Annotated in this window: 25 protein-coding genes; 15 read left to right on the plus strand and 10 right to left on the minus strand. The window is 61.6% G+C overall.

Annotated features, from left to right (window positions below; translation table 11 throughout):
- The first annotated feature begins 252 nt into the window (after positions 1 to 252).
- Positions 253 to 1005 carry a hypothetical protein gene (locus tag HG800_RS01615; protein ID WP_169972982.1) on the plus strand — a complete coding sequence of 251 codons (753 nt, stop codon included), beginning with the start codon at positions 253 to 255 and terminating at the stop codon, positions 1003 to 1005.
- A gap of 60 nt (positions 1006 to 1065) precedes the next feature.
- Here HG800_RS01615 and HG800_RS01620 read toward each other — a convergent pair whose 3' ends face one another.
- The 3 genes from HG800_RS01620 to HG800_RS01630 all read right to left on the minus strand — a co-directional run bounded on the left by HG800_RS01620 (position 1066) and on the right by HG800_RS01630 (position 7135).
- Positions 1066 to 2316 carry a tetratricopeptide repeat protein gene (locus tag HG800_RS01620; RefSeq protein ID WP_169972984.1) on the minus strand — a complete coding sequence of 417 codons (1251 nt, stop codon included), beginning with the start codon at positions 2314 to 2316 and terminating at the stop codon, positions 1066 to 1068.
- Positions 2317 to 2713: 397 nt separating this feature from the next.
- The gene (locus HG800_RS01625; protein ID WP_169972986.1) at positions 2714 to 4318 is read right to left on the minus strand and encodes a prenyltransferase/squalene oxidase repeat-containing protein; all 1605 of its coding nucleotides are present in this window, start codon (positions 4316 to 4318) and stop codon (positions 2714 to 2716) included.
- Between the two features lie 144 nt (positions 4319 to 4462).
- Entirely contained in the window at positions 4463 to 7135 is a 2673-nt protein-coding gene (locus tag HG800_RS01630) for a M16 family metallopeptidase (protein WP_169972988.1), read from the minus strand.
- A 389-nt stretch (positions 7136 to 7524) separates the two neighbouring features.
- Between HG800_RS01630 and HG800_RS01635 the strand changes: the two genes are divergently transcribed.
- Together HG800_RS01635 and HG800_RS01640 are read left to right on the plus strand one after the other, a co-directional pair.
- Positions 7525 to 8688 carry a PP2C family protein-serine/threonine phosphatase gene (locus tag HG800_RS01635; RefSeq protein WP_169972990.1) on the plus strand — a complete coding sequence of 388 codons (1164 nt, stop codon included), beginning with the start codon at positions 7525 to 7527 and terminating at the stop codon, positions 8686 to 8688.
- Positions 8689 to 8781: 93 nt separating this feature from the next.
- Positions 8782 to 9996, plus strand: a complete 1215-nt coding sequence (locus HG800_RS01640) for a trans-sulfuration enzyme family protein (protein ID WP_169972991.1) — start codon at positions 8782 to 8784, stop codon at positions 9994 to 9996.
- 108 nt (positions 9997 to 10104) lie between these two features.
- On the opposite strand, the gene HG800_RS01645 is transcribed toward HG800_RS01640, so the two are convergent.
- Complete coding sequence (locus tag HG800_RS01645) at positions 10105 to 10542, minus strand: CBS domain-containing protein (protein WP_169972993.1); 438 nt, start codon at positions 10540 to 10542, stop codon at positions 10105 to 10107.
- A gap of 341 nt (positions 10543 to 10883) precedes the next feature.
- On the opposite strand from HG800_RS01645, the gene HG800_RS01650 reads away from it, so the two are divergent.
- Positions 10884 to 12419 carry a phytoene desaturase family protein gene (locus tag HG800_RS01650; RefSeq protein ID WP_169972995.1) on the plus strand — a complete coding sequence of 512 codons (1536 nt, stop codon included), beginning with the start codon at positions 10884 to 10886 and terminating at the stop codon, positions 12417 to 12419.
- Positions 12420 to 12440: 21 nt separating this feature from the next.
- Positions 12441 to 13658, plus strand: a complete 1218-nt coding sequence (locus HG800_RS01655) for a glycosyltransferase (RefSeq protein WP_169972997.1) — start codon at positions 12441 to 12443, stop codon at positions 13656 to 13658.
- A gap of 21 nt (positions 13659 to 13679) precedes the next feature.
- Here HG800_RS01655 and fhcD read toward each other — a convergent pair whose 3' ends face one another.
- From fhcD to HG800_RS01670, 3 genes are read right to left on the minus strand one after another with little or no spacing between them, the layout of a single operon-like run.
- Positions 13680 to 14624 carry a formylmethanofuran--tetrahydromethanopterin N-formyltransferase gene (gene fhcD, locus HG800_RS01660; protein ID WP_169973464.1) on the minus strand — a complete coding sequence of 315 codons (945 nt, stop codon included), beginning with the start codon at positions 14622 to 14624 and terminating at the stop codon, positions 13680 to 13682.
- Positions 14614 to 15954 (minus strand): formylmethanofuran dehydrogenase subunit B, encoded by a 1341-nt coding sequence (locus HG800_RS01665; RefSeq protein ID WP_169972999.1) that lies wholly within the window; start codon positions 15952 to 15954, stop codon positions 14614 to 14616. The genes fhcD and HG800_RS01665 overlap by 11 nt, the downstream gene beginning before the upstream one ends.
- On the minus strand, positions 15935 to 16120 hold the full coding sequence (locus tag HG800_RS01670) for a hypothetical protein (protein WP_169973001.1): 186 nt from the start codon (positions 16118 to 16120) through the stop codon (positions 15935 to 15937). Before HG800_RS01670 ends, HG800_RS01665 begins: the two co-directional genes overlap by 20 nt.
- Positions 16121 to 16274: 154 nt before the next feature.
- Here HG800_RS01670 and HG800_RS01675 point away from each other — a divergent pair, with 154 nt between their 5' ends.
- The 5 genes from HG800_RS01675 to HG800_RS26885 all read left to right on the plus strand — a co-directional run bounded on the left by HG800_RS01675 (position 16275) and on the right by HG800_RS26885 (position 20696).
- Positions 16275 to 16847, plus strand: coding sequence for a glutathione peroxidase (locus tag HG800_RS01675; RefSeq protein WP_169973003.1), 573 nt, complete (start codon positions 16275 to 16277; stop codon positions 16845 to 16847).
- A 1-nt stretch (position 16848) separates the two neighbouring features.
- Entirely contained in the window at positions 16849 to 17493 is a 645-nt protein-coding gene (locus HG800_RS01680) for a DNA-3-methyladenine glycosylase family protein (RefSeq protein WP_169973005.1), read from the plus strand.
- 61 nt (positions 17494 to 17554) lie between these two features.
- Positions 17555 to 18052 carry a hypothetical protein gene (locus tag HG800_RS01685; protein ID WP_169973007.1) on the plus strand — a complete coding sequence of 166 codons (498 nt, stop codon included), beginning with the start codon at positions 17555 to 17557 and terminating at the stop codon, positions 18050 to 18052.
- Positions 18053 to 18061: 9 nt separating this feature from the next.
- Entirely contained in the window at positions 18062 to 19624 is a 1563-nt protein-coding gene (locus HG800_RS01690; protein ID WP_169973009.1) for an N-acyl-D-amino-acid deacylase family protein, read from the plus strand.
- A 427-nt stretch (positions 19625 to 20051) separates the two neighbouring features.
- The gene (locus HG800_RS26885) at positions 20052 to 20696 is read left to right on the plus strand and encodes a DUF433 domain-containing protein (protein ID WP_206352081.1); all 645 of its coding nucleotides are present in this window, start codon (positions 20052 to 20054) and stop codon (positions 20694 to 20696) included.
- Between the two features lie 116 nt (positions 20697 to 20812).
- Here the strand turns inward: HG800_RS26885 and HG800_RS01700 are convergent, their stop codons facing one another.
- On the minus strand, positions 20813 to 21910 hold the full coding sequence (locus HG800_RS01700; RefSeq protein WP_169973011.1) for an Mrp/NBP35 family ATP-binding protein: 1098 nt from the start codon (positions 21908 to 21910) through the stop codon (positions 20813 to 20815).
- 112 nt (positions 21911 to 22022) lie between these two features.
- Complete coding sequence (locus HG800_RS01705) at positions 22023 to 22478, minus strand: hypothetical protein (RefSeq protein ID WP_169973013.1); 456 nt, start codon at positions 22476 to 22478, stop codon at positions 22023 to 22025.
- 216 nt (positions 22479 to 22694) lie between these two features.
- Between HG800_RS01705 and HG800_RS01710 the strand changes: the two genes are divergently transcribed.
- The 5 genes from HG800_RS01710 to yidD are packed head-to-tail and all read left to right on the plus strand — an operon-like array spanning position 22695 to position 24996.
- Complete coding sequence (locus HG800_RS01710; RefSeq protein WP_169973015.1) at positions 22695 to 23687, plus strand: DnaJ C-terminal domain-containing protein; 993 nt, start codon at positions 22695 to 22697, stop codon at positions 23685 to 23687.
- A gap of 48 nt (positions 23688 to 23735) precedes the next feature.
- Positions 23736 to 24059, plus strand: coding sequence for a chaperone modulator CbpM (locus HG800_RS01715; protein WP_169973017.1), 324 nt, complete (start codon positions 23736 to 23738; stop codon positions 24057 to 24059).
- A 6-nt stretch (positions 24060 to 24065) separates the two neighbouring features.
- Positions 24066 to 24353, plus strand: a complete 288-nt coding sequence (locus HG800_RS01720) for a hypothetical protein (protein WP_169973019.1) — start codon at positions 24066 to 24068, stop codon at positions 24351 to 24353.
- Positions 24350 to 24757 carry a ribonuclease P protein component gene (gene rnpA / locus HG800_RS01725; protein WP_169973021.1) on the plus strand — a complete coding sequence of 136 codons (408 nt, stop codon included), beginning with the start codon at positions 24350 to 24352 and terminating at the stop codon, positions 24755 to 24757. The genes HG800_RS01720 and rnpA overlap by 4 nt, the downstream gene beginning before the upstream one ends.
- The gene (gene yidD / locus HG800_RS01730; RefSeq protein WP_169973023.1) at positions 24754 to 24996 is read left to right on the plus strand and encodes a membrane protein insertion efficiency factor YidD; all 243 of its coding nucleotides are present in this window, start codon (positions 24754 to 24756) and stop codon (positions 24994 to 24996) included. The genes rnpA and yidD overlap by 4 nt, the downstream gene beginning before the upstream one ends.
- Here yidD and HG800_RS01735 read toward each other — a convergent pair.
- The gene (locus tag HG800_RS01735) at positions 24981 to 25850 is read right to left on the minus strand and encodes a lysophospholipid acyltransferase family protein (protein ID WP_169973025.1); all 870 of its coding nucleotides are present in this window, start codon (positions 25848 to 25850) and stop codon (positions 24981 to 24983) included. The two genes, yidD and HG800_RS01735, sit on opposite strands and share 16 nt — an antisense overlap.
- Positions 25851 to 25933 lie beyond the last annotated feature (83 nt).

Genomic DNA, 25933 nt, shown 5'->3' on the forward strand with positions numbered 1-25933 from the left:
AACCCCCCTTCAAACAGACGGTGCCAGGAGGATTGGCTAAGAATCGAGAGGTTTGGGGAAACTCTGTGGAATTTGAAACCGCAAGGACGACGCGATTGACCCGGATGAGCGGATCGGAGCAGTTCGGAAGAGGACTCTCGCCGAGGGGCGAAGACGCAAGGTAGAATGATTCAAGAGTGTGTGTTCCCGGACAGGTCCAGGCAACTGTGCTTCGAAACGGCCCGGGGTTCTCGACTCGGGGAGGTTTACGAGATGACTCGCAACAGGCTCCGAGGGGTGATTCTGGGGATCGGCGTCACCGGTTTGCTGACGCTGGGGGCGTCGGGAACTCGTGCTCAAGGCCCGTTCACGACGCCGGCACAGATGGCGGCGTTCAATGTCCCTCGATTCCAGCCCGGCGGAGGGGAATGGGCCCGGGTGGTGACGGCCACACCGAAATGGATTGTGCTCGAAAATGCGGCGGGACAGCAGTTTCCGGTCTCGTTCGGCGCGATTGAGGTCTTTGTGATCCGCTGGCCGGCGGATCCGAGGATGGCCGGTCCCGGAACCCTGGCTGAGGTGACGGGCGTTGATCTGATGAACGGCAGCGTTGTGGCTGGCCACGTAGACCTGTTCGAAGGGTCGTCCCGCGCCCTGGTCACGCCAACCTCGCTGGTGATGGTCGGATACAATCGGGTGGTGAATCCGAATAATCCGTTTCAGATGAATGTGTTCGGCCGCTATTCGATGATTCCCGGAGAGGAATGGATGCCGCAGCGGCGTCATCTGGTGGGAGCGTTGATCGCCGGCAATCCAATTGTGATTGCCCCACCGAGGGGACCATCGGCCATGGTCGTCCCCGGCTCGGGGGGCATGTCGGTGACTCAGGTCACGATTGGATCACCCTCGTTTGTCAGGCCTGGTGATCTTGTCTGGTACTTGCCTGTCAACGCGACACCGCAGACCCTCGCGGTGGGCCGTCTGGTGATTCACAAGACGATCCCGCTTGCGCAGTTTGTGCCGTGAGAGCCATCCGACGGCTCGGAATCGCTGCGTGCAACGCATGGTCAAAGGAGGTGGTTCACCTCACTCCTCCGCTCGCGGGTCCGTGAGGTCAAGCCCCTCCAGGTCGGCCTGGACCCGGATGTGGTGATCGGTGAACCGGGTATGCCGCATCGAGCTTTCGCGGGGCGGCATGTGACAGGTGACGCAACTCTGGGTGGTCTCGATCGGACAGAAGAGAGTGCTGGCGAGGTCTTGAGGCTGCCGGGACGCGCGTGCGAAATCGTTCGAGCGGGAGTCGGAGTGACAGGAAAGACAGACGGTGTCGTAGTGTGTGGGGTTCGTCTCGACGTTTCGGTGTGGATTGTGGCAACTGACGCAATCAAACTTCGCCGAGGTCGGCGACTGGGTATAGCACGCGCTTCTGACGAACGTCGTTGCCTGAAACCGCACAAGGAACGGATTACTCGACTCGTCCTGAGGGCCTGATTCTGAAGCGCGATGGCAGTCTGCGCACAGGTTGACTACCTGATTAGCCGAACCTAGCCGGGGACGGACGATCGCAGGTTCGCTGAATCCGCCCTCCACGGCGGCCAGATGGTTCCCACCGGGACCATGACAGCGCTCACATCGGACTCCACCCTCAAGGACTGTGAATTGGGGGGGCGATGAGTTCGTTTGCAGGTGGGTTGTGTGGCAGTTCAGGCAACTCTGCTGCTCGTGCTCGGGGAGTGGTCGTCCGAGGAACTCGGACGGGAAACCAGGCCGGGGAAGGTGACCGGTCGTGAGGTCCCATCCCACGTCGCCGGCATAGTGGGAGAGTCGCAGTTCGACCACATTGCCAAATCGGTCGATCCCGACCGGCGTGAACCCGTGGTGTCCCGATCCCATCAGGTGCGAAAGAACCAACTCGAAACGCTCGTCCGCAACCGAGGTCTCGACGATGATCTGGTCCCCGTCCCTGCGAAAGGAATGAATGACCTCAGGATCTTCGGGGTCGGCGAGGGGTTCATCCGGAATGGGGAGTTGATCCAGGTCTGCGACACCGGTGAAGGTGCTGGCGTGGTGACTGGTCTGCTGGTCTCGACCGATCTCTCCATGACACGAAACGCAGCGATCCGAGCCGACATAGACGGCGGGTTCAACCCGCATCGGATCGTCGTCGAAACCGAGAGTTCGAGCCTCGCTCAACGCGGATTCCGCGGTTTGCAGATCACCGCGTTGCAGCGCAGCCCTGCTGAGCAGCCAGTGAGCTTCGGCGTCGGGACGAACTCTTGCCGCAAGGGTCTCCCAGGCAAGCTCACCCTGACCCTGTTCCAGGAGCGACCGGGCCATTGCGTCTCGATCGTGATCAGGAACTCCGTCTCCAGCAGGATCGATCCCTCGACCAATCCACCAGACTCCCACTCCCAACATCACTGAAAACGAGGCAATGACGACACGCAACGAACCGGACGACGGAACTGTCATGAAGAACAGGGCCTTTAATGAATCAATGAAATCATTTTCGTTCCTGGGGAAGAGTCAGTGTAGTCCGATTGTCTACCCGGCCTGGACGAAAACGCATGCAGCCAAGAGTCAATCAGCGACGTCGAGGCGCACTGTTGCCAAGATTTTTTAGAAAAATTCTAAACAACGATTTCGAAGACGGGCTGGCGCTGTGCCGAGGAAGTGGGGGGAGGAATTGAGACGAATGACGCCCCGAGGGTTGCAAGAGCGTCGACTGGGCGGGTCAGTCAGCCGCGTCAGAGGGGGGTGGGGGACTCATCGGTCGGAGGTCGCGTTCCTGGTACAGCGGGAGATAGCGATAATAGACTTCGAGGGTCAGGATGGACATGCAGGTCATGTAGTGGCGGCCAGCGTTGCGTCCCCAGCGGTCGGGCTGGGGGCTTTGCGGGTCCCAGCTTCCCCGGTCGCACCCTTCACCCTTGACCTGGTTGGCGATGAGGCCCTCGCGGATCCGAGCATTCCATTGCTCCCAGGGTTTGCCGCCGAGGTTGTGGAGCATTTGCGTGGCGTAATACCAGTAGTAGATGTTTCGATCGCCCGAGGTCATCAAATCCTTGAAGACCTGGGCCGCTCCGGTGCGCAAGGCCGGGGTGGTACGTCTCCAGCCGAGGTACTGGCGGCAAAGGAGGGCCTCGGCAGTCATGACTGGGCTCGGTTTGCGTCCGGGCATGTAGCCGTAGGTTGCACCCTGCGGATCCGACGCCGCACTGTCGAGGTAGCGTTGGCACGCGGCAACCACATGATCAGGGATGCTAATCCCTGCCAGTGAGGCGCTTCGTAGCGCCAGCATTTGCCAGCCGAAGACGGAGGTATCGCCCGCGTCTCCCGGCTGATAACGCCAGCCGCCGTCTTGCTGGTTCTGAGCCATGATGATGAACCGCACCGCCTGCCGAGCGGGTTGCAGAAGCTCGACATCTCGGGAAACGCCGTAGGCTTCGCAAAGGGCCATCGTGGCAATCGCATGGCTGTACATGCGGGAGTTGCCTTCGCCGCCGAGGAACAGTTCTCCACTGGGCTGTTGGGCTCCTTTGAGCCAGGTCAAGCCGCGGGCGATACTAGTCTGGTAGCGGCCGGGTTCGACGTGCGAATGACCTGCGCCGAGAATGGGGAGCAGCGCCAGTCCGGTCGCGCCCGTGTCCGAGTTCATCGAATCGTTTCCCGGGCATGGACCTTCGGTGCAATGGGGCAGGCAGTTCAGAGACCAGTTCCCCGCAGGCCCTTGATGCCGGAGCAGCCATTGGAGGCCTCGCTCGACGGCTTCTTCCGATTCGGCGGTTCCCCCTTCTCGACGAAGCAACGCAGCTTTCATCGCGGCGCTTCGGCCCGAGAAGGGGGCAATTTGCGCCTGGCTTCCGAGTTGCGTGGCCATCGGAGCCTGGCCGAGGATCAAGCGATCGGGGCGCTCGACGACCATTTCAAGAGGGCTCGCTTGCAGTTCGGGTCCGAACCGGGCCGCAAGTTCGGGAACATTCACGATCTCAGGGTCGAGGGCGGTTGGATCGATCGGCAGCGAGGGGGTCGGGTCGTCGAGTCGGGTGAAGGGATCCCCGGATTGGTCGAGTTCGTCGAGGGAGGTCAGGTCGTCGGTGAGCTGATCGGCCATGCGGGCCTGGAAACCGGGATCGCCGTTGTCCTGCTCGGCCAAGGGGTTGAGGAAGGCGAGAATCGCGATCAGGATGATCAGAATCAGGTGCGTCAGCAGACTCGCCGACCAGGGGGTGAGATTCCTGGTCCAGAAGGGCGGGTTCTGATCAAGTCGGAGGATGGCCCGTCGCAAGGCGATTCGGGTTCGGCGGAGAGGTCGAAACCGCTTGGGAAGGGTCGGCATCGCTCGCTCCGGTGGAGAAAATGATCGAGGAACCCCTGATTGTGGTCAAATCATTGTAACGCACGAGACCAGAACCCCTCGGAACAGAGGGTTCTCGATCACGATTCCGAAGACCCTCAGAGAAGGACGACGTCTGAGGCGTTTTCATTCGGACACGTCGATCCGCTCGACCGGTCCCCAGCCGAGGGCTTCGAGCGGGCCGAGGACGTCGTCTGCGTCGGCCACCACGACCGCGACCAATCCTTCCGGACGAAGGCGACGGGAGGCGGCCCGAGCCATTGAGTCGAGGCTCACGGCATCCAGGCGTTCCGCGAACCGGGCGTGGTGGTCTGCTGGCAAGCCGTGCAGGAACAGACTGGCAAAGCGGGAAACCAGGTCCGAAGGGGTTTCGAAGTGCCGGGCGTGGCCTTCAAGAAGACTTCGCTTTGCGTCGTCGAGTTCGCGATCCGAGGGGGGCCGATCGCCGAGCAAACGTTCGATCTCCCGGACGATTTCCTCGACCGCCTCCGCAGCTCGGTCACTCTGCACGGCCGCTGAGACGGTGAATGGACCGGCTCCGCGCCGGGCATCGAAGGCGCTGCGAACCCCGTAGGTCATCCCCCGACGTTCCCGGAGCGACTCGTTGAGCCGAGAGGAAAACTGACCGCCAAGAATCTGGTTCAAGACAATGGCATCGAGGTAATCGTCTGCTCGTCGATGCAAGCCGATCTGACCGACCCGGACGTTTGCCTGAGGAGCGTCGGGACGGTCGACCAGAAGAATTCTGCGGCGAGACGCTGAGGGCGGAGCGCTGGGAGGAATCGGCTCGGGAGCGGTTCCGGACCAGTCGCCGAGACGATCATCAAGTTGCCGGGCGATTGCCTCCGGGTCGATGTCTCCTGCGACGATCCAGGCTGATCCGACGGGGAGGTAGCGATCCGAGTGAAACTGTCGCAGGTGCTCCCGGTCGAGCTGCTCGACCGATCCGATGGTGCCATCTGCCGGGACTTGATAGGGATGATCCTCGCCATAAAGGGTCCGGAGGAGTGCGAGGGCTGCGAGTGTCTCCGCTCGGTCTCGCCGGGCTTGAAGCGCGGCGAGGGTTTGATGCTGGATGCGGTTCCACTCGGCCTCGGGGAAGGTCGGATGACGAAGGATGTCAATGGCCAGGTCGAGGCTCTTCTCGAGGTTCGCCGTCAGGCATCGCAGGCCGATGTAAGAACCATCCCAACCGGCTGAGGCCCAGAGGCTGGTGGCGATCGATTCGGCCTCGATCGCCAGATCAGAAGCCGATCGGGTCGTGGTTCCCTCGTCGAGCATCGCTGCGGTCAGGCTGGCCAGCCCGGCCCGATCGGGAGCGACGACCCCAGCTCCTCCGGGAACGGCGAGGCTGGCGGTAATGACCGGAAGATCGCGCCGCGCGATCGCCCAAAGCTCAGCACCGCATCTGAGACGCAATCGCTCGGGAACCGGTGCCCGGAAGGCCACGGGAGACGCGGCGGGCGGCGGTTGTGCTCGGTCGATCGGCTCGGGCGTCGATGACCGGTTTCGACCGAGGACGACCAGCTCAACCCGAGGGGTCGTCGTGCCATCTTCTCCAGCGATCACGCGACGCATGACCTCGGTGATCTGATCGGGAGTGACCCGAGCGAAACGATCGAAATCGGACGTAATCCTACCCGGGTCCCCGAGATAGACGTTGTACGCGTTGAGTCGATCGGCCACACCACCGAAGCCGCCGAGCGACTCCAAGGCGTAAATCAAGGCGCCGAGCCTGCCGGTCTGGGCGCGTTGCAACTCCTCAGGAGTGACGTGCCGGGCAATGCTGGCCAGTTCGGTGTCGATCAGGTCTCGGGCGGCTTCCCAGGACTGTCCCGGTCGGAGCGTGACCATGATGCCGAAGGTTCCGGCCAGCTCTCGGCCGGACTGGTAGGCCGAAACGTTCTGGGCGATTTGGGTATCGAGGACGAGCTTGCGGTAGAGTCGGCTCGATCGGCCCCGGGCCAGCACGTCGGCGGCGAGTCCCAGAGGGGCGTCGTCAGGGTGGAACTGGGGGACGGTGTGCCAGGTCAGGTAAAGACGGTTCAACTCGACCCGATCTCGCAGGAGGATCGGATCGCTCGGCAGGGCGATGGTCTCTGGAAGTGACGGAAGCATCGCGGGGACGCCGCCCGGAATCGAGTCGAAGTATCGTTCCGCGACCGAGAAGGCCTGATCCTCGTCAAGCTCGCCGACGAGGCAAAGACTGGCGTTGCTGGGAACATAGAACCGTCGGAAGAACGATTCCACCTGGACCAGGGAGGCCGCGGCCACGTCTTCCATGGCACCGATGGTCGGCCAATGATAGGGGTGATCGGGCGAATAGAGGGCTTCAGGCAAGACCCGAGGAACACTGCCATACGGGCGATTTGCGTAGTTTTGTCGGTATTCGTTCTGGACAACCCCTTTCTGGATGCTCAGCTTTTCTTCGCTCAGCGCCGGGAGGAGATGGCCCATCCGATCCGATTCCATCGCCAGGGCCAGTTCCAGGTGGGCCGTCGGCAGATCAATGATGTAATTGGTGCGGTCGGGAGAGGTCGAGCCGTTGACGTAGGCCCCTTTCGGCTGGAGCGGTTTAAAGAAATCGCCAGGGAAATGCTGCGACCCCTCGAACATGAGATGTTCGAACAGATGGGCGAAACCGCGCTGGCCGTGCCGTTCGTTCTTCGAGCCAACGTGATACCAGAGGTTCACGGCCACGAGGGGCAGGCGAGGGTCTCGGCGAACGATGACATCGAGTCCGTTCGAGAGAGTGCGCTTCTGAAATGCGATGTCGGGAGGCCGGGAGAAGGGAATCATGCCGGATTGGGTCTCGGGTGCGGGACCGGGTCAGCAAGGCGTTTGAGGACGGGGGAAACTTCCCGGGTCCCAAGACGGTCACATTTCCACCTTAGTCGAAGTACTCTTTCGTGCCTACCACGAGACGCGTTACCCTGAGGGAGAGAAGCAATCCTCTCGTGATCGGATGGAAATCCGTCCGGTTCAGGTTGTCTGGGGTCTATTGAGCGGTCGGATCGGTCGGTAAGATCGTTTCAATGGTCGCGGGCGATCATGATCGCGTGACCTGTACCTCGAGGCTGGATGGTCGTCGCGTCAGGGTTGATTGTGTCCGAGGAGTACGCCCCCCTTCGATCGAGACGCTGCCGCCGACCAGCAGAGTGCGATCGACGAATCAGCGGGAGCCGGTCGTGAACTGGCAAGAGATTATTATCGATGCCGCGGCGACCGACACAGGAATGCGTCGGTCGAATAACCAGGACAGCCATGCGATCGTCCGCGCCAAGACGATCGAGACCTGGAAGAAACGCGGTCATGTGTTCATGGTTGCCGATGGCATGGGAGCGCACGCTGCGGGAGAGCTGGCCAGCAAGCTTGCCTGCGACAACATTCCTCATAACTTCGCGAAGCTGAAGATTGACAGCCCCGCCGAGGGTTTGACCCGAGCCTATCGCGAGGTCGCCAAGATCATTCATACCAAGGCCACGGCCAACAAGGATTTTGAGGGGATGGGCACCACGGCCTCAGCCCTCGTCCTTCTGCCGGCTGGGGCGCTGATCGCTCACGTGGGAGATTCCCGGGTCTACCGCGTTCGCAATGGAACGATCGAGCAATTGACGTTCGACCACAGCCTCGTCTGGGAGTTGTTTCATCGCGGGCACCTGTCTCGCGAGGAAGCGATGCGTTCGGTGCCGAAGAACGTCATTACTCGGAGCCTCGGACCCGATCCCAATATTGAGGTCGATATCGAGGGGCCGTATCCGGTGGAATCGGGCGACGTGTTCCTGCTCTGCTCCGATGGTCTGTCTGGTCCGGTTGAAGACCCGGAAATCGGGGCATTTGCGTCGGTCTTCCACCCGGAAGAGGCGTGCAAGTATCTGCTCCATCTCGCGAACCTGCGAGGAGGGCAGGACAACATCACCGTCATGGTGGTCCGAACCGGTCCCTGGGAGGATCCCGATGATCCCTCGCGATCCGTCACGACCAATGGGGTGGCCGCCGAGAAAGCTGGAAAAGGGAAGGGTTTCTCATTGACCGGTCTCGTGAATGCCTTTCAACGGAAGCCCGCGTTGGAGCCGGTCGAGGAATCCATTTACGTCTCGGCTCCCTGTCCACTCGACGCGACTCTGTTTGATCGCCTGGGAGAAGATCTTCGCCGCGTGCACTCCACCGCGGTCGAGCAGGCCTGGCCGGTCGATTGGGCTGAGCTGACACGAAGCCGTCGAGAGGCCGAGGCATGCCGAGCTGCCGGGAATCATCGCCTGGCGTTGAAGCATCTGGGAGAAGCGATCGTACGGCTTGGTGTCGCCGGACGGCTCCACCGCAAGGAGTATGGTCCGATCGGCGCGAAATGACCTGATGTGTCATCTGTTGTACCCTCGACCCCGCCTCGTTTATTCCTCGTCTTGTCACCCCCTGGGTTCCCACTTCTGGTTTGAGCTTGCCGAATGGACCCGATCGAGCCTTTCAGCGCCCCCCGTGTTTCCCCCGCCCAGGCTGCTCCGGAAACGATTTGTGCCCGACCGACTCTGCTCGCCGAATCCACGTCGGTTCCCCTGGTTCCCGCTCCCCAGTTGAGCGTGGTGTATCGGTTTGAAGGGCTCGACCATGTCGATGCCGTCTACCAGAGGCAGGCGGATGGGTTCGTTTATGCGAGGGATGGACACCCCAACGCCAGTGCGCTCGCCGCTCGGATTGCTGCGCTCGAAGGGGCTGAGGCTGCTGCCGTCTGTGCGTCGGGCATGGCGGCCACGGCCGCTGTGTTGCTCTCGGAACTGGGATCGGGAGACCATATCGCGTTCGCCGAACAGCTTTATGGAAAGACTATTTCACTCATTGATCGGGAGCTGAGACGTTTCGGGATCGAGGCGACCGGTTTTGATGCGACTCGGCCCGACTCTCTCGTTGCGGTGCTCCGCGACCGGACCCGACTTGTGATGGTCGAGACCCTCTCGAACCCCCTGCTCCGTTTGCCGGATCTTCCTGGTTTGGCCACGATCGCGAAGAATGCTGGAGCAAAGCTGGTGGTGGATCATACGTTTGCCCCCCTGCTCTGCCGACCGCTGGACTTGGGAGCCTCGTATGTGGTTCACTCCGGAACGAAGCTGATCGGAGGCCACAGCGACCTCACGTTGGGGCTTGTCGCCGGCTCGCAAGAGGAGATGGATCGACTTCGTGGAATCGGCTCGACCTTCGGCCTTTCCGGCAACCCGTTCGAGAGCTGGCTCGCCTGCCGAGGGCTTGCGACCTTGCCCCTTCGATCGTCGCGGAGTTGCGCGACGGCACTCGATCTGGCCAGTCGGCTCTCCCGATCCTCGGCGATCCGGGCGGTCCATTACCCAGGCTTACCGAATCATCCCGATCACGACCGTGCCCGCACCGTGCTTCAGGGTGGATTTGGCGCGATTGTCACGATCGACCTTGGGAATCGGCATCGCGCTGATGCCTTTATCCGAAATCTCCGCCAGATTCCGTTTGCCCCCAGCCTGGGAGATGTGGCCACAACCCTGAGCCACCCGGCGACCACCAGCCATCGAGGTCAAGATCCCGCCTTGCTCGATCGGCATGGAATCACCCCCGGCCTGATCCGCTTGTCGATCGGCCTCGAAGATCCGAACGACCTCGCCGCCGATCTGGAACAGGCACTTGCCGCCGTATCGTGAGTCGGACGACGAACAACACCCTTCCCCCGGATCAAGGAGTCGTTGAGCCCGGGGACGGGGATCGGTCGACCGTGGAACGCCCGGCATGTCAGCGGGTTCGAGGAACCGTTAGGCGGAGCCGTAGACGTAATTCAAGAGGTTCTTCCGCTCCTCCTCGGCCGATTCGTGCAGGAACCGGATCAGGTCGCCGACCGAGACGAGACCGATCAGACTGCCGTCATCTTCGAGGACGGGAAGCTGACCGATACGGTGTTCGCTCATGCGTCCCATCGCATCGTGGACGGATTCGGAGACGGAGCATGAGACGACCTGAGGGGTCATCACGGATTGGATCGGCGCGTGGCAGAACTCCTTGCCTTGATCGTGCAGTCCTCGGAGGACGTCCCGCTCAGTGAAGATGCCGACCATCGCACCGGTGTCATCCACGACGGGAAGTGACCCGATATTTTCACGGACCAGGACGCCGACCGCTTCGGAAACAGTTGCATCTCTGCCGATGGTGATGATCGACCGAGACGTTCCTGAAAGGACGCTTCGAATCTGCATAGTCAACCCTCCTTCGCGGATGGTCCGGGAGATTGAGGGGAATCCCGATCAGAATTCGGGAAACCGGACCAGAAGATTGGAACAACGCGCAGGGAGACGGGAACAGCATGAATATTTTGAAGCTTACTCTAGGGGCATGCAACACAATTCAGAAGCGAATTCGAGGTTCTTTCCAGGCCACCACACCGTGATCGCATTGAGCTGAGCGTGCTTGCGGTGCTTCGATTCTGGATCGCCGTGGCCGTCGCGCCTACACTAAATCTGATGAAGCCAACGGATGTTGTTGCGGCCGGCAGTCGGCCAATCGGCGTTCCCGTCCCGACCTTGATTGAGAACGCGGCATGGCAGGATCGCATGTGGTCGTGATTGGAGGAGGAGTCGGTGGACTCTCCTCTGCCCTGGAACTGGCGAGACGGGGATTGCCAGTGACCTTGCTGGAGCGTCACGCCAACCTTGGCGGCAAGGCCAGTGAGCGCCGCGAGGCTGGGTTTCGCTGGGACGAGGGACCCAGCATTGTCGTCATGCCCTGGGTTTATCGCGAATTGTTTTCGCAGTCGGGGCTCGACCCGGATCACTACCTCCCCATGACGCGGTTGGACCCGGCCTTCCGGGTCGTCTTCTCGGACGGCAGGCAGCTGGACCTGCCCGCAGATGAACCTGGCTTGCGTGATGCCTTTGCCTCGATTGATCCAGTGGATGCCAGGGCGCTCGGGCCGTTCCTCGAGCGGCTCGACCGCTTCGCCGCGAAGATTGGTCATGCCTACTGCGACCGATTGCTCGAAAGTTGGCCGCAAGTGCTCACCTCGCCCCTGATGAGTTCGGCGAGGGTGATCTCCCCATTCCAGCAGTATGCGGCCGAGGTCGATCGAACTTTCCGATCCGGTCCGATCCGAGAACTCCTTTATGGCTTCCCGACGTATTCGGGATTCAACCCGATCACGGCTCCGGCCTCGCTCCTGGTGATCCCCTGGACGATCATTCGGGAAGGAGTCTGGTATCCGACTTCAGGAGGGATCGCCGCCATTCCTCAGGCAATTGCCGCTGCCTGCCGGGACCTGGGAGTCGAGATTCACACTGGTGTCGAAGCCGAAGCCATCGAGCTGGATGCCTCGGGCAAGGTGCAAGGGGTTGCGACATCGCATGGCCAGGTGCCGTGCAATGTTGTCGTGTCGAATAGCGATTATGTGCACACGCACCGGCTCTTGCGTGGGGGCCGCGGCTTTACGCCTGAGGTCGAGACGATTCGTCAGGGAAAGGTGGAACCCTCGGGATCGTTCTTTACCGTTCAGCTGGGATGCAACCGAACCTGGGACCTCTCGGCCCATCATCTTCTGGTCTTGACGGAGGGATCGAGCCGGGTCTATGACGAGGTGTATGAGCGTGGCGAGTTTCCGAGCGATCCTCCGTTGTATGTGAATGTGACCAGCGCGACTGATCCGGTCGACGCTCCTGAAGGTGGGAGCAACCCCTTTATCGTGATCGGTGCCCCGGCAATGCCGGACGAGAACGCGGGCGATCCGGATTTCGAAGCACAGTATGCCGACCGATTGATCGAGCGTTTGGAACGGGCTGGGATGTCTGGTCTGGCCGATGCGACCGTCTCGCGATTGGTGACAGGTCCTGCCGAGTTTTCTCGAAAATTTCATGCGTTTCGAGGAGCGATCTACGGATTGAGTAGTAAGCACAACATCCTTGGAGGTGGCTTCCGCCCTTTGAATTACCGGCCCGATGTGCCCGGTTTGTATTTCGTTGGTGGGGGAGTTCAGCCAGGCGCGGGCCTCCCGATGGCGGTGCAGAGCGGGAAAATTGCCGCGGGCCGGATTGCTAAGGACCTTGGTATCCGGTCCCAAGCCCGTCCGGCAACCACGCGACCTTGAATTGAAACAGGAGATCGCGTGATGATCGTTGGATTCATCGTGGCCCTGGTCGTTGCTCTCGGCTGGGTGGCCCTGGGGTTCATCTGCGTCCATCGCTCCCGATCGTCACGATGGCTTCGCCCAACCGATCGGCGTTGGGGAGCAGAAGCCCCCACCGTGGCCGCGGTTGTTCCGGCCCGCAACGAGGCAGAACACATTGCCCAGACACTCGAATGTCTGATGGCGCAGGAATATCCCCATCTCTCAATTCATATCGTCGATGACCAGTCGGTGGACGGGACGGCCGATCTGGTTCGAAAGGCGGTTGCCGGCGCCGGGATTGATCGTCATCCGGTTCGGCTCTTGCCTGGCGTGGATCGACCGGAAGGGTGGGTGGGGAAGACCTGGGCCTTGCATCAAGGAGTCGACGCGACGGATTCGGAATGGGTCTGGATGGTCGATGCAGATCTTTGGCTTCACCCGAACGCACTCGCCACCGCGCTTGATCAGGCCGAGCGATCAGGCGCTGATTTCATTTCCTTCCTTGGCCGACCTCGCTGTGAAACATTCTGGCAGGGCTCGATTGCGCTGGCCTTGATTCAGATTCTCTCCATGCTCTATCCCCTGCGGCGCGTGAATGATCCCGTTCGAACCGAGGCCCTGGCGCATGGGGCGTTCGTGTTACTTCGCCGATCCATGTATGATCGCGTCGGTGGGATCGAGAGCGTTCGAGGAGAAATTGTCGAGGACATCCAGTTCGCCTCTCGGGTCAAGCTCAAGGGAGGACGACTTCAGGTCGACGCCGCCCCAGAGCTCTCTCAAACGCACATGTACGGGACCTTTCAGGATATCTGGCGAGGTTTACGCAAGAATGCGTATGCAGGGATGGATTACCAATTCCACAAGTACGCGACGGGGGCGTTGCTCGGATTATTGATGGCCTGGACCCCCTGGCTGGCGATCCTGGTGGGCTTGTTGAGAGGAATGGGTTGGCAGGAGATGGGCTTGAATTCCTTCGCCTGGCTCGGGGTTGGACTGGCAGGCTTGATCGGTCAGGCGGCAGCGGCAATGCCCGTTGTGGTCTTCCTGAACCTTCCGAGAGCGTTCGCCCTCGCGCTTCCAGCCGGAATCACAGCGTATGTCGCGATCACCACTGCGAGCGTTTGGCATTACGTCCGAGGTCGGGTTCTCTGGAAAGATCGTGAATTTTGCGCCAAAACCATCAAGGAACACTCCGTGCGAAACTCAAGCGGGCTGTGATGGTCTGCGCAGGGTTGACTTTCAGGGCCTGGGGGAGCGATCTGAGGGAGATATGTTGGAAACATCCGCATTTCGCTTCAACAGTTCGTGCAAATGAAGATGGAAGGGGCCGAGTTTTCCTCCATAATTTCCTGCCGTGATTGCGACGATTTCCGGCAATGCCCCAGCACGCAGTCCGGCCAGGGTCGCCTCCTCAACATCGTGAAGTGTTAATCCATCAATCACAATTTCATACACGCAACGAACCTCGATCGGTAATTCCGTCGGGACGAGACCTCGAAGCATCGGGGCATATGCCGTGTTGGTACTGGCGAGCAACGCCTTGTACTTGCTTCCGACCTTTGATCCGGAGCGGGCGATCCCTCCCGGAAAGGGGAGGATGACCCCCGGAATCTTCCTCATCGCCTCGACCGCGATCTCAGTGGCGTTGAGGGTTGATCGTGGTTCAGTGCCGAGAAGGATGAGATTGCCACCGGCCACTCCTTTCACGGAGCCGAACTGGTCTTCGCAGGTGAACTCGCCATCCATGACAGGCACACGCCAGAAGCGTCGGTCGCCAAGCTTCTTGCTGATTTGCCAGCCATCGCCAAAGTAGCGGAGTTTCCCCCCGATGGTCAGGCTTTTGCCATCGGGCCCGATGGGCAAGCCGTTGTAACAGGCGGTGGTCGGGCAGGTCATGACGCACTGGCCGACCCGCTTGACCAGCGCCTTTTCCAGTTGCTCTCTGCTGAAGGCGAACGCCAGGATCGCCACACCGGGCCGACCGTCTGGAGTTTCGTCAGGGGATATCATTCGCTCGATGCCCGCTTCGGCGTCGCAGGAAATGACACTGGAGGCATAGCCGGTCATTTCCCGAGCAGCGATCTCGGCCCATTGTGCCGTTTCGGCGGTGACGATCAGGCGAGCGCCGGCCATCGGAAACGCTTCGGCGAACGTATCGACGATTGGGACGCCGTTAACCTGCATCATGCGCTCCGGCCGAGAGCGGGCGAGATGGGCATGATCCCTGGGCACGACTCTCACAGTGCTCAAGGAGCCTTGCCAGAACCTCGTTCATCGAAGGGAGACGGGGGGCGATCACAGGACGAAGGGGCAAGGTCACCTCGTCGGATCGGCAGAAGATGCCGCCGTCGTCGATCCCCGGGATTGCCGTGGCGAGAGCCACCACTCCGGGAGCGGATCGATCGGTCGCATTGGGTCCAACAAGAATCGTGGGAAGCCCTTCGGGGCGGTTTGAGGCGGATTCCTTCTGGAACTCACCTACCACGAGCAAGGCATCGGCTTCTCCCGATCGCAGACGGAGCTCGGGATCGGCGTCAAATGGTCGATACCGTGCGATGCCGTCAGCGAGGTCGACCGACACCGGAGCGCCCAGCCTTCCGGTAAGGATCGCTTCAGCCCCGGCGGGGTTGCCGGGGCCGGCAAGGGGAACGGCCACGCATCGAGTGATCGTGTTCAGGTCGTCGATCAATCGCATCAAGGCCTCGATTGCCGAGGCTCCCTCGCGGGTCAGTTCGGCACCGAAGATGATCGCTCCGTAGCGGGCAGTTCTCAGCAGATTCGCCCACGATTGCCAGCGCTGGACCGGCGATCCGGTGTGTTGTTCAAGACGGACTAGATCGGCCGCAACCCCCCGGACGGCGGCCCGCAAGGCCTGAATTGCCTCGGAGTGGCGGCCCATTGTCACGGCAATCGCTTCGTCGGCCCAAGTCCGGCATTCCGAGGTTCCGGCATCGACCACCAGGACCGTCCGACCGGCCCGACCTTCGGGGACGAAGCGGCCGGGGGGATCGATCAACCGTTCTCGGAGCCGGGGATGAGTTTCGGCAGGGTCCACTCCCCAGAGGAGGATCACATTCGCCCGATGCATCACCTCTCCGAACGAGGCGAGTGTGGCCCCGGCTCGTTGAATGGCGAGAATGCGAGGGGTCGCCTCCTGGGTCTGATTGGGACTGATGGTCGCGCCGATCCGATCAGCAAGCCGGGCGGAGAGTGATTGGGATTCAAGGGTCGCCGAAGTCAGGCCGGTGAGCACCGGGGCGCTTGCGTTCGCAAGGAGCGAGGCCGCCCGATCGATGGCTTCGGCAACGGATACGACGTTTCCATCGACCGATGCCGGAGGCAGGTCTGCAACCTGATAATCGGCCAGGAACCAGGATCGCCCGCGATGACAGGCTCGATTGGCCTCGATGATCCGATCGTCCGAGACAGTCAGGGTGATGTCATCGCACAGGAGGCCGCACGCCGTGCAGACCGCGTCGTGGAGAACCCGGACTTCAGCGGAAGGCGTGGGCATGGCGGATCGGTTCGGAGCGGACCTGATGATCAAGATTCGGGAGAATGGCTCCCGGAGTCCGGGAGGTCGGATGATCGGAAGTCATCGTATCATGGCCCTGGATCGGTGGCCACGGTCGAGCCAAAACGGGATCGACAAAGCTGGCAACGCGCGAGAACAGGCGCATCTCTCTTGATTCCTTGGCCCGGGCGATCCATCATAAATCCCAATCGCTCTCGTGGAGCGTCGAAACGTTCGATCAGGTTGTGTGATCGGGGTTTCGACGGCTCGCCACCCTCGCACAACACCTCAGCGTTGAGATTTCGCCGGAGATTGATTCGATGATGCGACCTCTACTCGCGATTCTCTCGATCGCCCTGCTCCTTGCAGGTCCCGCCCGGTCCGACCAGGAGGCCCAGCGCCGCGTGCTCGACTTTACCGTCAACGACATTGAAGGCAACGAGGTCGACCTCAAACAATATGAGGGAGACGTGCTCCTGATCGTCAACACCGCCAGTTACTGCGGTTACACCCCGCAGTATGACGGCCTGGAAGACCTTTACCGTACCTACGGAGAGAAAGGCTTCAAGGTGCTCGCCTTCCCGGCCAATGAGTTTGGCCAGCAAGAGCCGGGTACCAATGCCGAGATCCGAGCCTTCTGCAAGTCGAATTATGAGGTGAGCTTCCCCTTGTTTTCCAAGGTCGTGGTCAAGGGATCGGGGATTCACCCGTTGTTCGCCTTCCTCACCGATTCCGAGGCCCACCCCGAGAATGGTGGCGCGATTCGATGGAACTTCACCAAGTTCCTCGTCGATCGTGACGGGAAACTCATCGCCCGGTTTGAGCCGGGAGACGATCCGAAATCGGAAAAGGTCGTCAATGCCATCGAAAAGGCCCTCGCCGAGTCCCGATGAGTTGCCTCCCAAACCAAGCGTGAACCCCGACCGCGTCGACCCCTGGGCCGACGCGGTGGCACACCTCCGGAAATGCGACTCCCGCTGGTGCCCCGTCATTGATCGAATCGGTCCGTGCCGGCTCCGACCGAAACCGGATCGCTTTGGGATTCTGGTTCGTGCGATCGTGGGTCAGCAGATTTCCTCAAAGGCGGCCACATCGATCAACCGTCGGTTGCTTCAAGGCCAAGGGGCTCATCGCCACCGGGCGGAGACGCTGCTGGCCCTCGGTGTGGAGGGCATTCGGAGCGCAGGTCTCTCGGGAGTCAAAGCCTCGTACGTGCTTCACCTCAGTGAAGCGGTTGCAACGAAACGATTGGTCCTCTCCCGGATTGGCCGTCTCGACGATTCGGAGATCATGGCTCAGTTGACCGCGATCCGGGGGATCGGCCCCTGGACCGCTGAGATGTTCCTGATCTTCGCCTTGAATCGTCCTGATGTCCTTTCGGTCGGCGATCTCGGAGTTCGAGTCGGTATTCGGGATCATTATGGGCTGGAGGACTTACCCTCTCCCCGGCGTTGTGTCGAGCTGGCCGAGCCCTGGCGCCCGTTTCGATCGGTGGCCATGTGGTATCTCTGGCGAACGATCGATACGCCCTCTCCCTGATGTATTCAAGACCCCTTGGCCGCCTCGCTCGGCTTCGTCGTCGTTGCTGGATCCTTCGTTGATGCCCAACCTCCCGCGATGTGTGTTGGCGATCCTCATCATGACTCTGGGCGTCATCCCGACGGTTCATGCCGACGAACCGTTTCGCCCCGAGGCCGATCGTCACGGAATTTTCGATTTACCGGCTGATCGGGCGATTTTGCTCGGTGATCGCCTCCGAGTGACGGGGAAGCCGGCCCATGTGGTTGACTGGGTTTCCAAGACCGAGCAGGTCCGCTGGGATTTCGAACTGAACACCCCCGGACAATTCGTCGTCGTCGTCGAATATGCCGCCCCTGCGGGTCGAGGAGGGGCGGTGGTCCAGGTGGTTTCAAACGATCAGATCCGAGAGGCCCCGGTTCATGCCACCGGAGGCCCCACCCGCTTCTTTCCTCAACCGATGAAGGGGGCGATCCAATTTCCGAGCGGCCAGAACCGACTGGAGGTCCGTGCCGTCGAGGTTCCCGGAGGACTGGTGATGAACCTGCGCCGGGTCCGACTTGTCCCCGCCAACAAGTGAGCCATTTTCATGCGGTTTGATCTGATCATCCGGGGTGGTATGGTCGTCGATGGGACCGGTGCGCCCCCGTTCCGCGCCGATGTGGGACTGCTGGACACCTCGATCGCAGAGGTGGGCCGACTCGACCATGCGGAAGCGGCACAGATCATCGATGCCACCGGCCTCTACGTCGTGCCGGGATTCATCGATGCTCACGTTCATGGCGATCTGATGCTTCTGGCCGATCCTGTCCACAGGGCTGCTCTGAAGCAAGGGGTGACGACGTACATCATCGGCCAGGATGGTGTCGCTTTTGCTCCCGCCTCGCCCACCACCCTCGACTACATGCGGCGCTACACGGCGGGCTTCAACGGCAACCCCGACTGGATCACCTACGACTGGAATACAGTTGCCGAATACCTCGCCCGGTTCAACAAGACGACGGCCCTGAATGTGGCTTATTTGATTCCCAACGGCAATGTCCGGATGGAGGTCATGGGCCTCGACACCCGAGCCGCCACCGACGATGAACTGAAGGCCATGCGCCGGCTCGTTCGAGAGGGGATGGAAGCGGGCGCCGTCGGGGTTTCCAGCGGGCTCGACTACATTCCCAGCCGATACGCCGATGTCCGCGAGATCGTGGCCCTCTGCGAGGAGATTGCCCCGCTTGACGGCGTCTACGTGTCGCATATCCGGGGTTACGGTCCCCGAGCCCCGGAAGGCGTGGCCGAGATTGCCGAGGTTGGCCGCCAATCGGGCGCGGCCGTGCATATTTCCCATTACAACGGCCCGGCCGAATTGTTGCTCGGGCTCGTCGACCAGACCCGAGCCGAGGGGATCGACCTGACCTTCGACAGCTACCCGTATCTGGTCGGCAGCACGATTCTCGGTATGATCGCCCTGCCTCCCTGGGTTCAGGAAGGGGGCATCGAGGCGACGGTCGAGCGTCTCACCGACCCGAAAATTCGCAGCCGACTGCATTCCGAGTGGTTCAACGGTGGCCTGACCTATGGGCTCGACACCATCACCATCACCATGACCGCCAACCCGGACGACCAGTGGACCGAAGGCATGAACCTGGTCGAGGCTGCCCGGCAGGCCGGGGTCTCTCCCGGAGACATGGTCTGCGACCTGCTTGTTCGGTCGGGGATGGCGGTTGGAATCTTTGGGGCTCGGGCCGGTGATCGAACCGAAGAGGACATCCGAGCCATCCTTCGCCACCCCGCTCACATGGCCGGTTCGGATGGAATTTTCCGAGGCAGCCATCCTCACCCGAGAGGATGGGGGGCCTTTGCCCGATACCTCGGCTACCATACGCGTGAAAAGAAGGATTACGACTGGGGAACCGCGATCGTTCACCTTGCCAGTCACGCGGCTCGCCGCTATCGCCTGACCGATCGCGGCCTGGTCCGCCCTGGCTTTGCCGCCGACCTGGCGATCTTCGACCCGGCGACCATCCGTGATCATTCGACCTACGAGGCTGGCCGTACCGAGGCGGAAGGCGTTCGTCACGTCCTGGTCAACGGGACCCTCGCCCTCTTCGACGGCGAGCCGACGGGTGCAACCCCCGGCCGGGCCCTCCGTCGCGGTTGACACGCCCTCCGGTCGTCGCCACCCCTCCTCATGAGACTCCGATCAGGCCCCGGTCGATGTCGCCCGGGGCCTTTTTTTCGTACTCGCGGGAAACCGATTCTGCCTAGTTGCGCACGATGGTCTGCAACCGGACAAATTTTTTACCCTCGACACAGTCAAGGGTTACAACAGAAATTGTCCTATTATGGCGATTGGCCGCAGACTTTTTGTGACTGGAGCTTCCCAAAAAAACGATGTTGTTTTCGTAAGCCACACAAACGGTGATCGACGGTGATCACCGGACGCAACTGGTCGATGATCGACCCCAGCGATGGAGCCCTCAGCCATGTCTCCGCTCTCAAATGAAACGCTCGCGGTTCGATTCCCGTTTCTGGTCACGAATTCAAATCACGCGACGGTCTTGGATCTCCCATCAAAGAGGATCAACATGGATACCACGGTGTTCTCCGCAATGAACAGTGTCTCGGCTCCGCTTGGTGTACTGGGTGGCAACGACCGGGATTTTTCGAAGGTGCTCGAAGCGCTTCGGGCCGAGCTGGCACCGAACGGTTTGGTGGAAGCGTTGATGGTGGATCGGGTCCTCCTCGCCGTGAGCCGATTGCGAGCTCTGGTTGCCGGGGGAAATGGCCTGGAGGGGATGGCCGAGGAACTGTCTCAGGCGGAACAGTCAATCGACCGGGCGCTCGATGCGCTGATCACGGCCAAATCGGCCCGGGTTGAGGGCTGGGGTCATCCAGCTCCATCCTCAAGCCGGATCGGAGACACGTCCTCGATGTCCCCGCTTCCGAGCAACAACGATCAGCTGGTGAGCTTCGAAGAGGACCGACCGATTGCCGTCTCGACCGATACCGACGAACTTCCCTGGCGAGACCGCCTGATCTTCGATGAGCAGGTTTCGGAGGAGTCTCCCGTGGTTCGAGGCACCTGGATCACGGCTGGGCAGGTGGTCTCGATGATCGTCGACGGCTGGAGTTGGGACGACATCCTCAAGAATTATCCTGAGCTGACCGAAGCCGATCTCCGAGCGTGCCTTGCCTTCACGGTCGAGCAGGACGGGCCCATCGCGTTCTGAAACCCTGGGGGTAGTCTCTTGACTCACGCATCGACCACATGGAGGGCCGGGGGGGATCAATTCCCTTCCGGCGCTCGATGCGTCGTTGCATGAAGCAAGAACGACGGTCACCAACCCTAGCTGAGAATTTCCAGGGTTGGCATCTTCGGTGCTTTGAGGTTGCGGATGCTGATCTGCTGGGCAAGGGCCTCGACGACACTGAGCAGGTAAGGACGCGATGGTGAACCCTCGGCAAGGGTCTCGTGGAGGAGGCCGACGTCCCCTTTTTCGCGGATGTCCAAGACGAGCGGAACTTCACCGAGGAAGGGCACATCCAGTTCCTCAGCCCGACGACGGGCGCCGCCGTGACCAAACGGGTACATGCGTTCCCCGCCGTTGGGAGGGTCGAGGAAGCTCATATTTTCGACCATGCCGAGCAAGGGCACCTTGAGCTGACGGAACATGGCGACAGCGCGGGTCGCGTCGAGCAGGGCAACCTCTTGAGGTGTGCACACGACCACAGCGCCGGTCAGCGGGAGGCTTTGTGAGAGGGTCAAGGGGACATCGCCGGTGCCGGGAGGCAGGTCGATGACGAGGTAATCCAGTTCGCCCCAGTCCACCTGATGGAGAAACTGGTTGACGATGCCGTGGAGCATCGGGCCTCGCATGATGACGGCCTGCTCGGGCTTGACCAGAAACCCGATCGACATGAGCTTCAGGCCGTTGGCCTCGATCGGCTGAATCCGTTCTCCCTTGGCCATCGGTCGGCCCGACGCGCCCACAAGGTGAGGGACCGAAGGGCCGTAGACGTCGGCGTCCATCAGGCCGACCTTCGATCCGTAGTGTTGCAGGCCATACGCGAGCGAGGCGGCGAGGGTGGACTTCCCGACCCCCCCCTTGCCCGATCCGACGGCGATGACGTTCCGCACGCCGGGGATGTCCCCTTTCTCGATCACCCCCTTGCCCCGAACGTCGGCGGTCATGTTGACGCGGAGTTCGCGAGCGTTGCCGAGATTGCGGCCAATCGCTTCGCGGACGTCGGCCTCGATCTTCCCTTTCAAGGGACAGGCCGGGGTGGTGAGGTTGACCGTAAGCTCAAGGAACTGGTCGGTGATCCGGATATCCTTGATCATCCCGAGGTCGACCAGGTCGCGCTTGAGGTCCGGATCCTGAACTCCTTTCAGGGCGAGCAAGACGTCCTGTTCGGTGAGTCCGGTAGGGTGAGAAGCGGACATCGGGCGAATCCTCTCGGAGCAAAAAGGGACCAGAAGGCGCGGGTACGTGAAGACGAACGACACCAAGGTGTGGGGGAGAAGCAGCTGGTGGAGTCCCCGAGCGCGTCTTGATTCAAACCTCAAGCAGGGCCATCGGATCACTCGGGTCGGGGTCAGGTTTGGGGAGAGCCGCCCGGCCCGCCAGCGCAGTGCGGTGTCGGGCCAGGATCAGCCAGCGATCAATCAACTTGGCAACGTCTGGGGGAGGCGCAAAGCCCGACCAGACCTGCGTGGCTCCCAGCGTCCGGGCAAGGTCGTGGAGGCCCGGATGCTGATGGCGATCGAGTCCCAGCACCAGCGCTGAAGGTGCGAGTACGGAGAGCTGGACCAGCCGCTCCAGGCCTTCCCGAGGTTGAGTGCCGAGGTCGAGGAGGACGATCGGGCAGGGCCAGCCCTCGACCGCACTGAGCAGATCGTTCGTCCCTCGAGTCTCTCGCCAGATCACCGGGCGATCCTGGAGCCGAGGGCGGAGCTGAGCGCCCCAGACGCTTCGGCGTTCAGAGAGTACCACCAACTGGCGAGCGATCATGCGAGCCACGAGTCCCGTGAATCTCATCCTCGAAAAGGGGTCGAATTCGGTAAAACATTCTAGACGAACGTCAATCGAGGGGCGAGACTCGGGTGCCTTCGGAAGCGTGACCTCGCTTGAAACGCGGAGTCGAGTCCCTTTATGATGGGGATGGTCTCCACGAGCGAGATCATTCTCCTATATCCCCCGATCTGGCCGGAAAGGGTCGCCATCGCGATGCCCGAACGCGACTTTTATGAGGTGCTGGGCCTGGACCGGGGAGCCTCTGCCGAGGATCTCAAGCGAGCGTACCGCTCCCTGGCCCGCAAGCATCACCCGGACCTCAATCCTGACGATAAACCGGCCGCCGAGAAGCGCTTCAAAGAGCTTCAAGAGGCCTACGACGTCCTGAGCGATCCGGAGAAACGGAAGCTCTACGACCTCTACGGCAAGGCCGCGTTTGAAGGGGCTGCCGCGGCCGGACCCCGAACGGGTGGGGCCGAGTGGTCCGCTCGACAGGGACCGGGCTTTGAAAATATCGACTTCTCCCAGTTCTTCGGCTCCGCTCCGGGTGGCCGGACTTCGCCGGGGGGGGCGGAGGATTATGACGTCGGTGGTGGGATCTTCGAGGAAATTCTCGGTCGGGTCCGCGGCGGTCGCCGTGCGGGCCGAGGGGGACAACGTGGGGGCAGGGACGTTGAATCCTCCTTGCGGATCCCGTTCCTTACGGCCGTAACCGGTGGCGAACAGCCGATCGTGATTGCCCGGCCCGACGGGACGACAGAAACCTTGAGCGTGAAAATTCCACCTGGCATCGAAGACGGCGCCAAGATCCGGCTTCGCGGCAAAGGGAATCCTGGAATCGGGGGTGGACCGCCGGGTTCGCTGGTCATTACGGTCCAGGTCGATCCTCACCGCTCGTTCCGTCGAGAAGGGAAGGATCTGTTGGTGGACTTGCCCATCTCGGTCAGCGAGGCGATCCTCGGCGCTCGGGTCGATTGCCTGACCCTTTCGGGGGTCAAAACCATGACCATTCCCCCCGGAAGCTCCAGCGGCCAGAAACTCCGGCTGAAGGGTCAAGGGGTTCCTGGTCGGGGGGATCAGCCATCCGGAGATCTGTTCGCGGTGCTCAAGGTTGTCGTGCCCAAGTCCATCGACGAGGAAAGCCGACGCCTGATCGAGCAGTTCGCCGCTCGGAATCCGTCGGACCCGCGCCAGGGACTGTGGTGATCGGGCCCCTCGATCAGCTTCAGGCTGTACTCGCCGGAATCACCGCCGATGAACCCGACGATTCTCCCTCGTGATCACGTTGCCCACCACCTGGCGATCTCGACCAAGCACCTGATGGCCTACGAGCGCAGAGGACTGGTCCGGGTCAGTCGCTCCGGAGAGGTCGAAGGCTACGCTCCGGCAGAAGTCCGACGCCTTTGGACCGTGGTCAGCCTGCACCGAGACGCGGGGATCAACCTTGCCGGCATTGAGGCAATCCTTCAGATGCAGGCTCGTCTGGAACAGGTGTGCCGCCAGCTTCACCACCTCGCCGAACAGCTCGACGAGGCGATCGGAGATGAGCAAGTCGACGAGAGCACGGACCAGGACTGACGCCGGATGCCCGATCCCCTCGCGAACCGACCGGCAGCTCGACCCCTCCGAAAGGTGATCGCTGAGAATCCAGACGCCCGGCGTCGAATCGGTCAGGCTTACGCCGAGTTTCTCGCGGTCGTGCTGCTGGCGATTGTCTCACTGACGGCGTTGGTCCTCTGGCATCTGGTCCGGAGGGGCCGAGTCATCCGCCAACGGCTTGGGCCACCTCGGACGATCTCCTGGCCGAATCCTGAACCACCCGGCACCATCGACCGCGATCGCGACGGCGATCGGACCGAGACCCCCTCATGACTGCGGCCACGTTTCGCCCTCACGAACGCATCTCCAGCCCGGCCGATTTCCGCCGAGCCTTTGATCGCCGTCGATCGGCTTCGGACGAGGTCCTCATCGTCTATGGTGCTGAGAATGGCCTCGATTACCCGAGGCTCGGCATCTCCGTCGCCCGGAAACGGGTCCGCAAGGCGACCGATCGCAACCGGGTCAAGCGATTGATCCGGGAAGCCTTCCGATTGAACAAGGAGGTACTCCCTCCTGGAATCGATCTGGTGATTGTTCCCCGAGGTCCTGCACTGACGTTCGATCAGGCAAACCGATCCTTGCCTCACCTGGCCTCGGCGGTCGCCGGTCGGCTCGCGAGGGACCACGCCCGATCCCGACCCAGTGATCGCCGCCCCTCCCCCGAGACGTCGCCATGAGCCTGAAACCCTGGCAATGGCCCGGTCGAATCGCCGTGGAGGGACTTTGCTTGCTGATCCGGGTTTATCAATTGCTGCTTTCGCCCTTGATCGGTAATGCCTGTCGATTCGAGCCGAGTTGCAGCCGATACATGGTCGGAGCCTTGCGCAAATACGGATTTTTCCGAGGGCTCTGGAAAGGGACGGGACGGCTGCTCCGGTGTCATCCCTGGCATCCCGGGGGCTATGATCCCCCTTGAGGCGTCCGGGCGGTCGAGTAGTCGGCCGGAGGGCCGCCGAACCGAGCTCGAAACCGGGCATAACGGTCGTTGATCGACCCCTGGCCCGAGAGAATCGGCTCGAACCGATGCGAGTCCTGGGTGAGGACATCAGCCGTCAGGGCGTCCAGTTCATCAGTCAGGCGCGCCTGCCAGCGATCGATCACGCTCGATCGCTCGGAACGATCGACCCAGCTGGGGGTGCCGAACCGGGCGAAGGCCTCGGGCCGTTCGTCCTGCCAGTATTCGAATCGTAAGGCGACCGGCACGATTCGCAAGCGCCCCGCGCGACGAAGCAAGAGCCGTAAACCCCCTTGAAACTCTAGCGGGCGAACGTCGTTGCAGGCGATCGTCCCTTGAGGAAAGAGCCAGACTCCCGCCCTCGGACGTCGGAGCAATTCGGCCGTGTAATCGAGCGACTCCCGAACGGAGGCCGGATCGTTCCGATCGACCGAGTACGCACCAATCCGTTTAAAGAAGCCATACTTGAGCATGTTCGAGTGCTCAGTCATCCCGTAGCCATCGACCGGGACCGTGACATTGATCCAGTGGGCCATGAAAAAGTCCCACCAGCTCGAATGATTGCCCAGAAACAACACACCTGACGGGTCCTCGTCGATCGCCTCGCGCAATGGGCCGAGCCCCTGGGCATGGATGCCGTGAAAGTGGTGGCGGAGTTTCCAACGAATCAGGGCGTGAACAGCATGTGTGGGCCATCCGGTCTTGTCGGCCGTGATCATCTTCGGGCCGGGAGCCGTTTCGGGCTTCACGTCTCGCGAGTTCCCCACATCATCCATCCGATCGCGCTCCCAGTCGCATCGAGACTCCCATCGCATTGAGAAACCGTCCTGAGTGACTCGCGAGACCCTCCTCGGCTCACCCGCATCGCAGGCATCTGGTTTCGGCATTGATTGTGCGT

The sequence above is a fragment of the Tautonia rosea genome, from assembly GCF_012958305.1.
Lineage (GTDB): Bacteria > Planctomycetota > Planctomycetia > Isosphaerales > Isosphaeraceae > Tautonia > Tautonia rosea.

What these genes read in the sequence shown, in the direction of transcription:
- HG800_RS01615 (WP_169972982.1), top strand. Translation starts at nt 253, where the DNA reads ATGACTCGCAACAGGCTCCGAGGGGTGATTCTGGGGATCGGCGTCACC.
- HG800_RS01620 (WP_169972984.1), bottom strand. Translation starts at nt 2,316, where the DNA reads ATGGCCCGGTCGCTCCTGGAACAGGGTCAGGGTGAGCTTGCCTGGGAG.
- HG800_RS01625 (WP_169972986.1), bottom strand. Translation starts at nt 4,318, where the DNA reads ATGCCGACCCTTCCCAAGCGGTTTCGACCTCTCCGCCGAACCCGAATC.
- HG800_RS01630 (WP_169972988.1), bottom strand. Translation starts at nt 7,135, where the DNA reads ATGATTCCCTTCTCCCGGCCTCCCGACATCGCATTTCAGAAGCGCACT.
- HG800_RS01640 (WP_169972991.1), top strand. Translation starts at nt 8,782, where the DNA reads ATGGACCCGATCGAGCCTTTCAGCGCCCCCCGTGTTTCCCCCGCCCAG.
- HG800_RS01645 (WP_169972993.1), bottom strand. Translation starts at nt 10,542, where the DNA reads ATGCAGATTCGAAGCGTCCTTTCAGGAACGTCTCGGTCGATCATCACC.
- HG800_RS01650 (WP_169972995.1), top strand. Translation starts at nt 10,884, where the DNA reads ATGGCAGGATCGCATGTGGTCGTGATTGGAGGAGGAGTCGGTGGACTC.
- HG800_RS01655 (WP_169972997.1), top strand. Translation starts at nt 12,441, where the DNA reads ATGATCGTTGGATTCATCGTGGCCCTGGTCGTTGCTCTCGGCTGGGTG.
- fhcD (WP_169973464.1), bottom strand. Translation starts at nt 14,624, where the DNA reads ATGCAGGTTAACGGCGTCCCAATCGTCGATACGTTCGCCGAAGCGTTT.
- HG800_RS01665 (WP_169972999.1), bottom strand. Translation starts at nt 15,954, where the DNA reads ATGCCCACGCCTTCCGCTGAAGTCCGGGTTCTCCACGACGCGGTCTGC.
- HG800_RS01670 (WP_169973001.1), bottom strand. Translation starts at nt 16,120, where the DNA reads ATGCGCCTGTTCTCGCGCGTTGCCAGCTTTGTCGATCCCGTTTTGGCT.
- HG800_RS01675 (WP_169973003.1), top strand. Translation starts at nt 16,275, where the DNA reads ATGATGCGACCTCTACTCGCGATTCTCTCGATCGCCCTGCTCCTTGCA.
- HG800_RS01685 (WP_169973007.1), top strand. Translation starts at nt 17,555, where the DNA reads ATGCCCAACCTCCCGCGATGTGTGTTGGCGATCCTCATCATGACTCTG.
- HG800_RS01690 (WP_169973009.1), top strand. Translation starts at nt 18,062, where the DNA reads ATGCGGTTTGATCTGATCATCCGGGGTGGTATGGTCGTCGATGGGACC.
- HG800_RS26885 (WP_206352081.1), top strand. Translation starts at nt 20,052, where the DNA reads ATGGATACCACGGTGTTCTCCGCAATGAACAGTGTCTCGGCTCCGCTT.
- HG800_RS01700 (WP_169973011.1), bottom strand. Translation starts at nt 21,910, where the DNA reads ATGTCCGCTTCTCACCCTACCGGACTCACCGAACAGGACGTCTTGCTC.
- HG800_RS01705 (WP_169973013.1), bottom strand. Translation starts at nt 22,478, where the DNA reads ATGATCGCTCGCCAGTTGGTGGTACTCTCTGAACGCCGAAGCGTCTGG.
- HG800_RS01710 (WP_169973015.1), top strand. Translation starts at nt 22,695, where the DNA reads ATGCCCGAACGCGACTTTTATGAGGTGCTGGGCCTGGACCGGGGAGCC.
- HG800_RS01715 (WP_169973017.1), top strand. Translation starts at nt 23,736, where the DNA reads ATGAACCCGACGATTCTCCCTCGTGATCACGTTGCCCACCACCTGGCG.
- HG800_RS01720 (WP_169973019.1), top strand. Translation starts at nt 24,066, where the DNA reads ATGCCCGATCCCCTCGCGAACCGACCGGCAGCTCGACCCCTCCGAAAG.
- rnpA (WP_169973021.1), top strand. Translation starts at nt 24,350, where the DNA reads ATGACTGCGGCCACGTTTCGCCCTCACGAACGCATCTCCAGCCCGGCC.
- yidD (WP_169973023.1), top strand. Translation starts at nt 24,754, where the DNA reads ATGAGCCTGAAACCCTGGCAATGGCCCGGTCGAATCGCCGTGGAGGGA.
- HG800_RS01735 (WP_169973025.1), bottom strand. Translation starts at nt 25,850, where the DNA reads ATGCGATGGGAGTCTCGATGCGACTGGGAGCGCGATCGGATGGATGAT.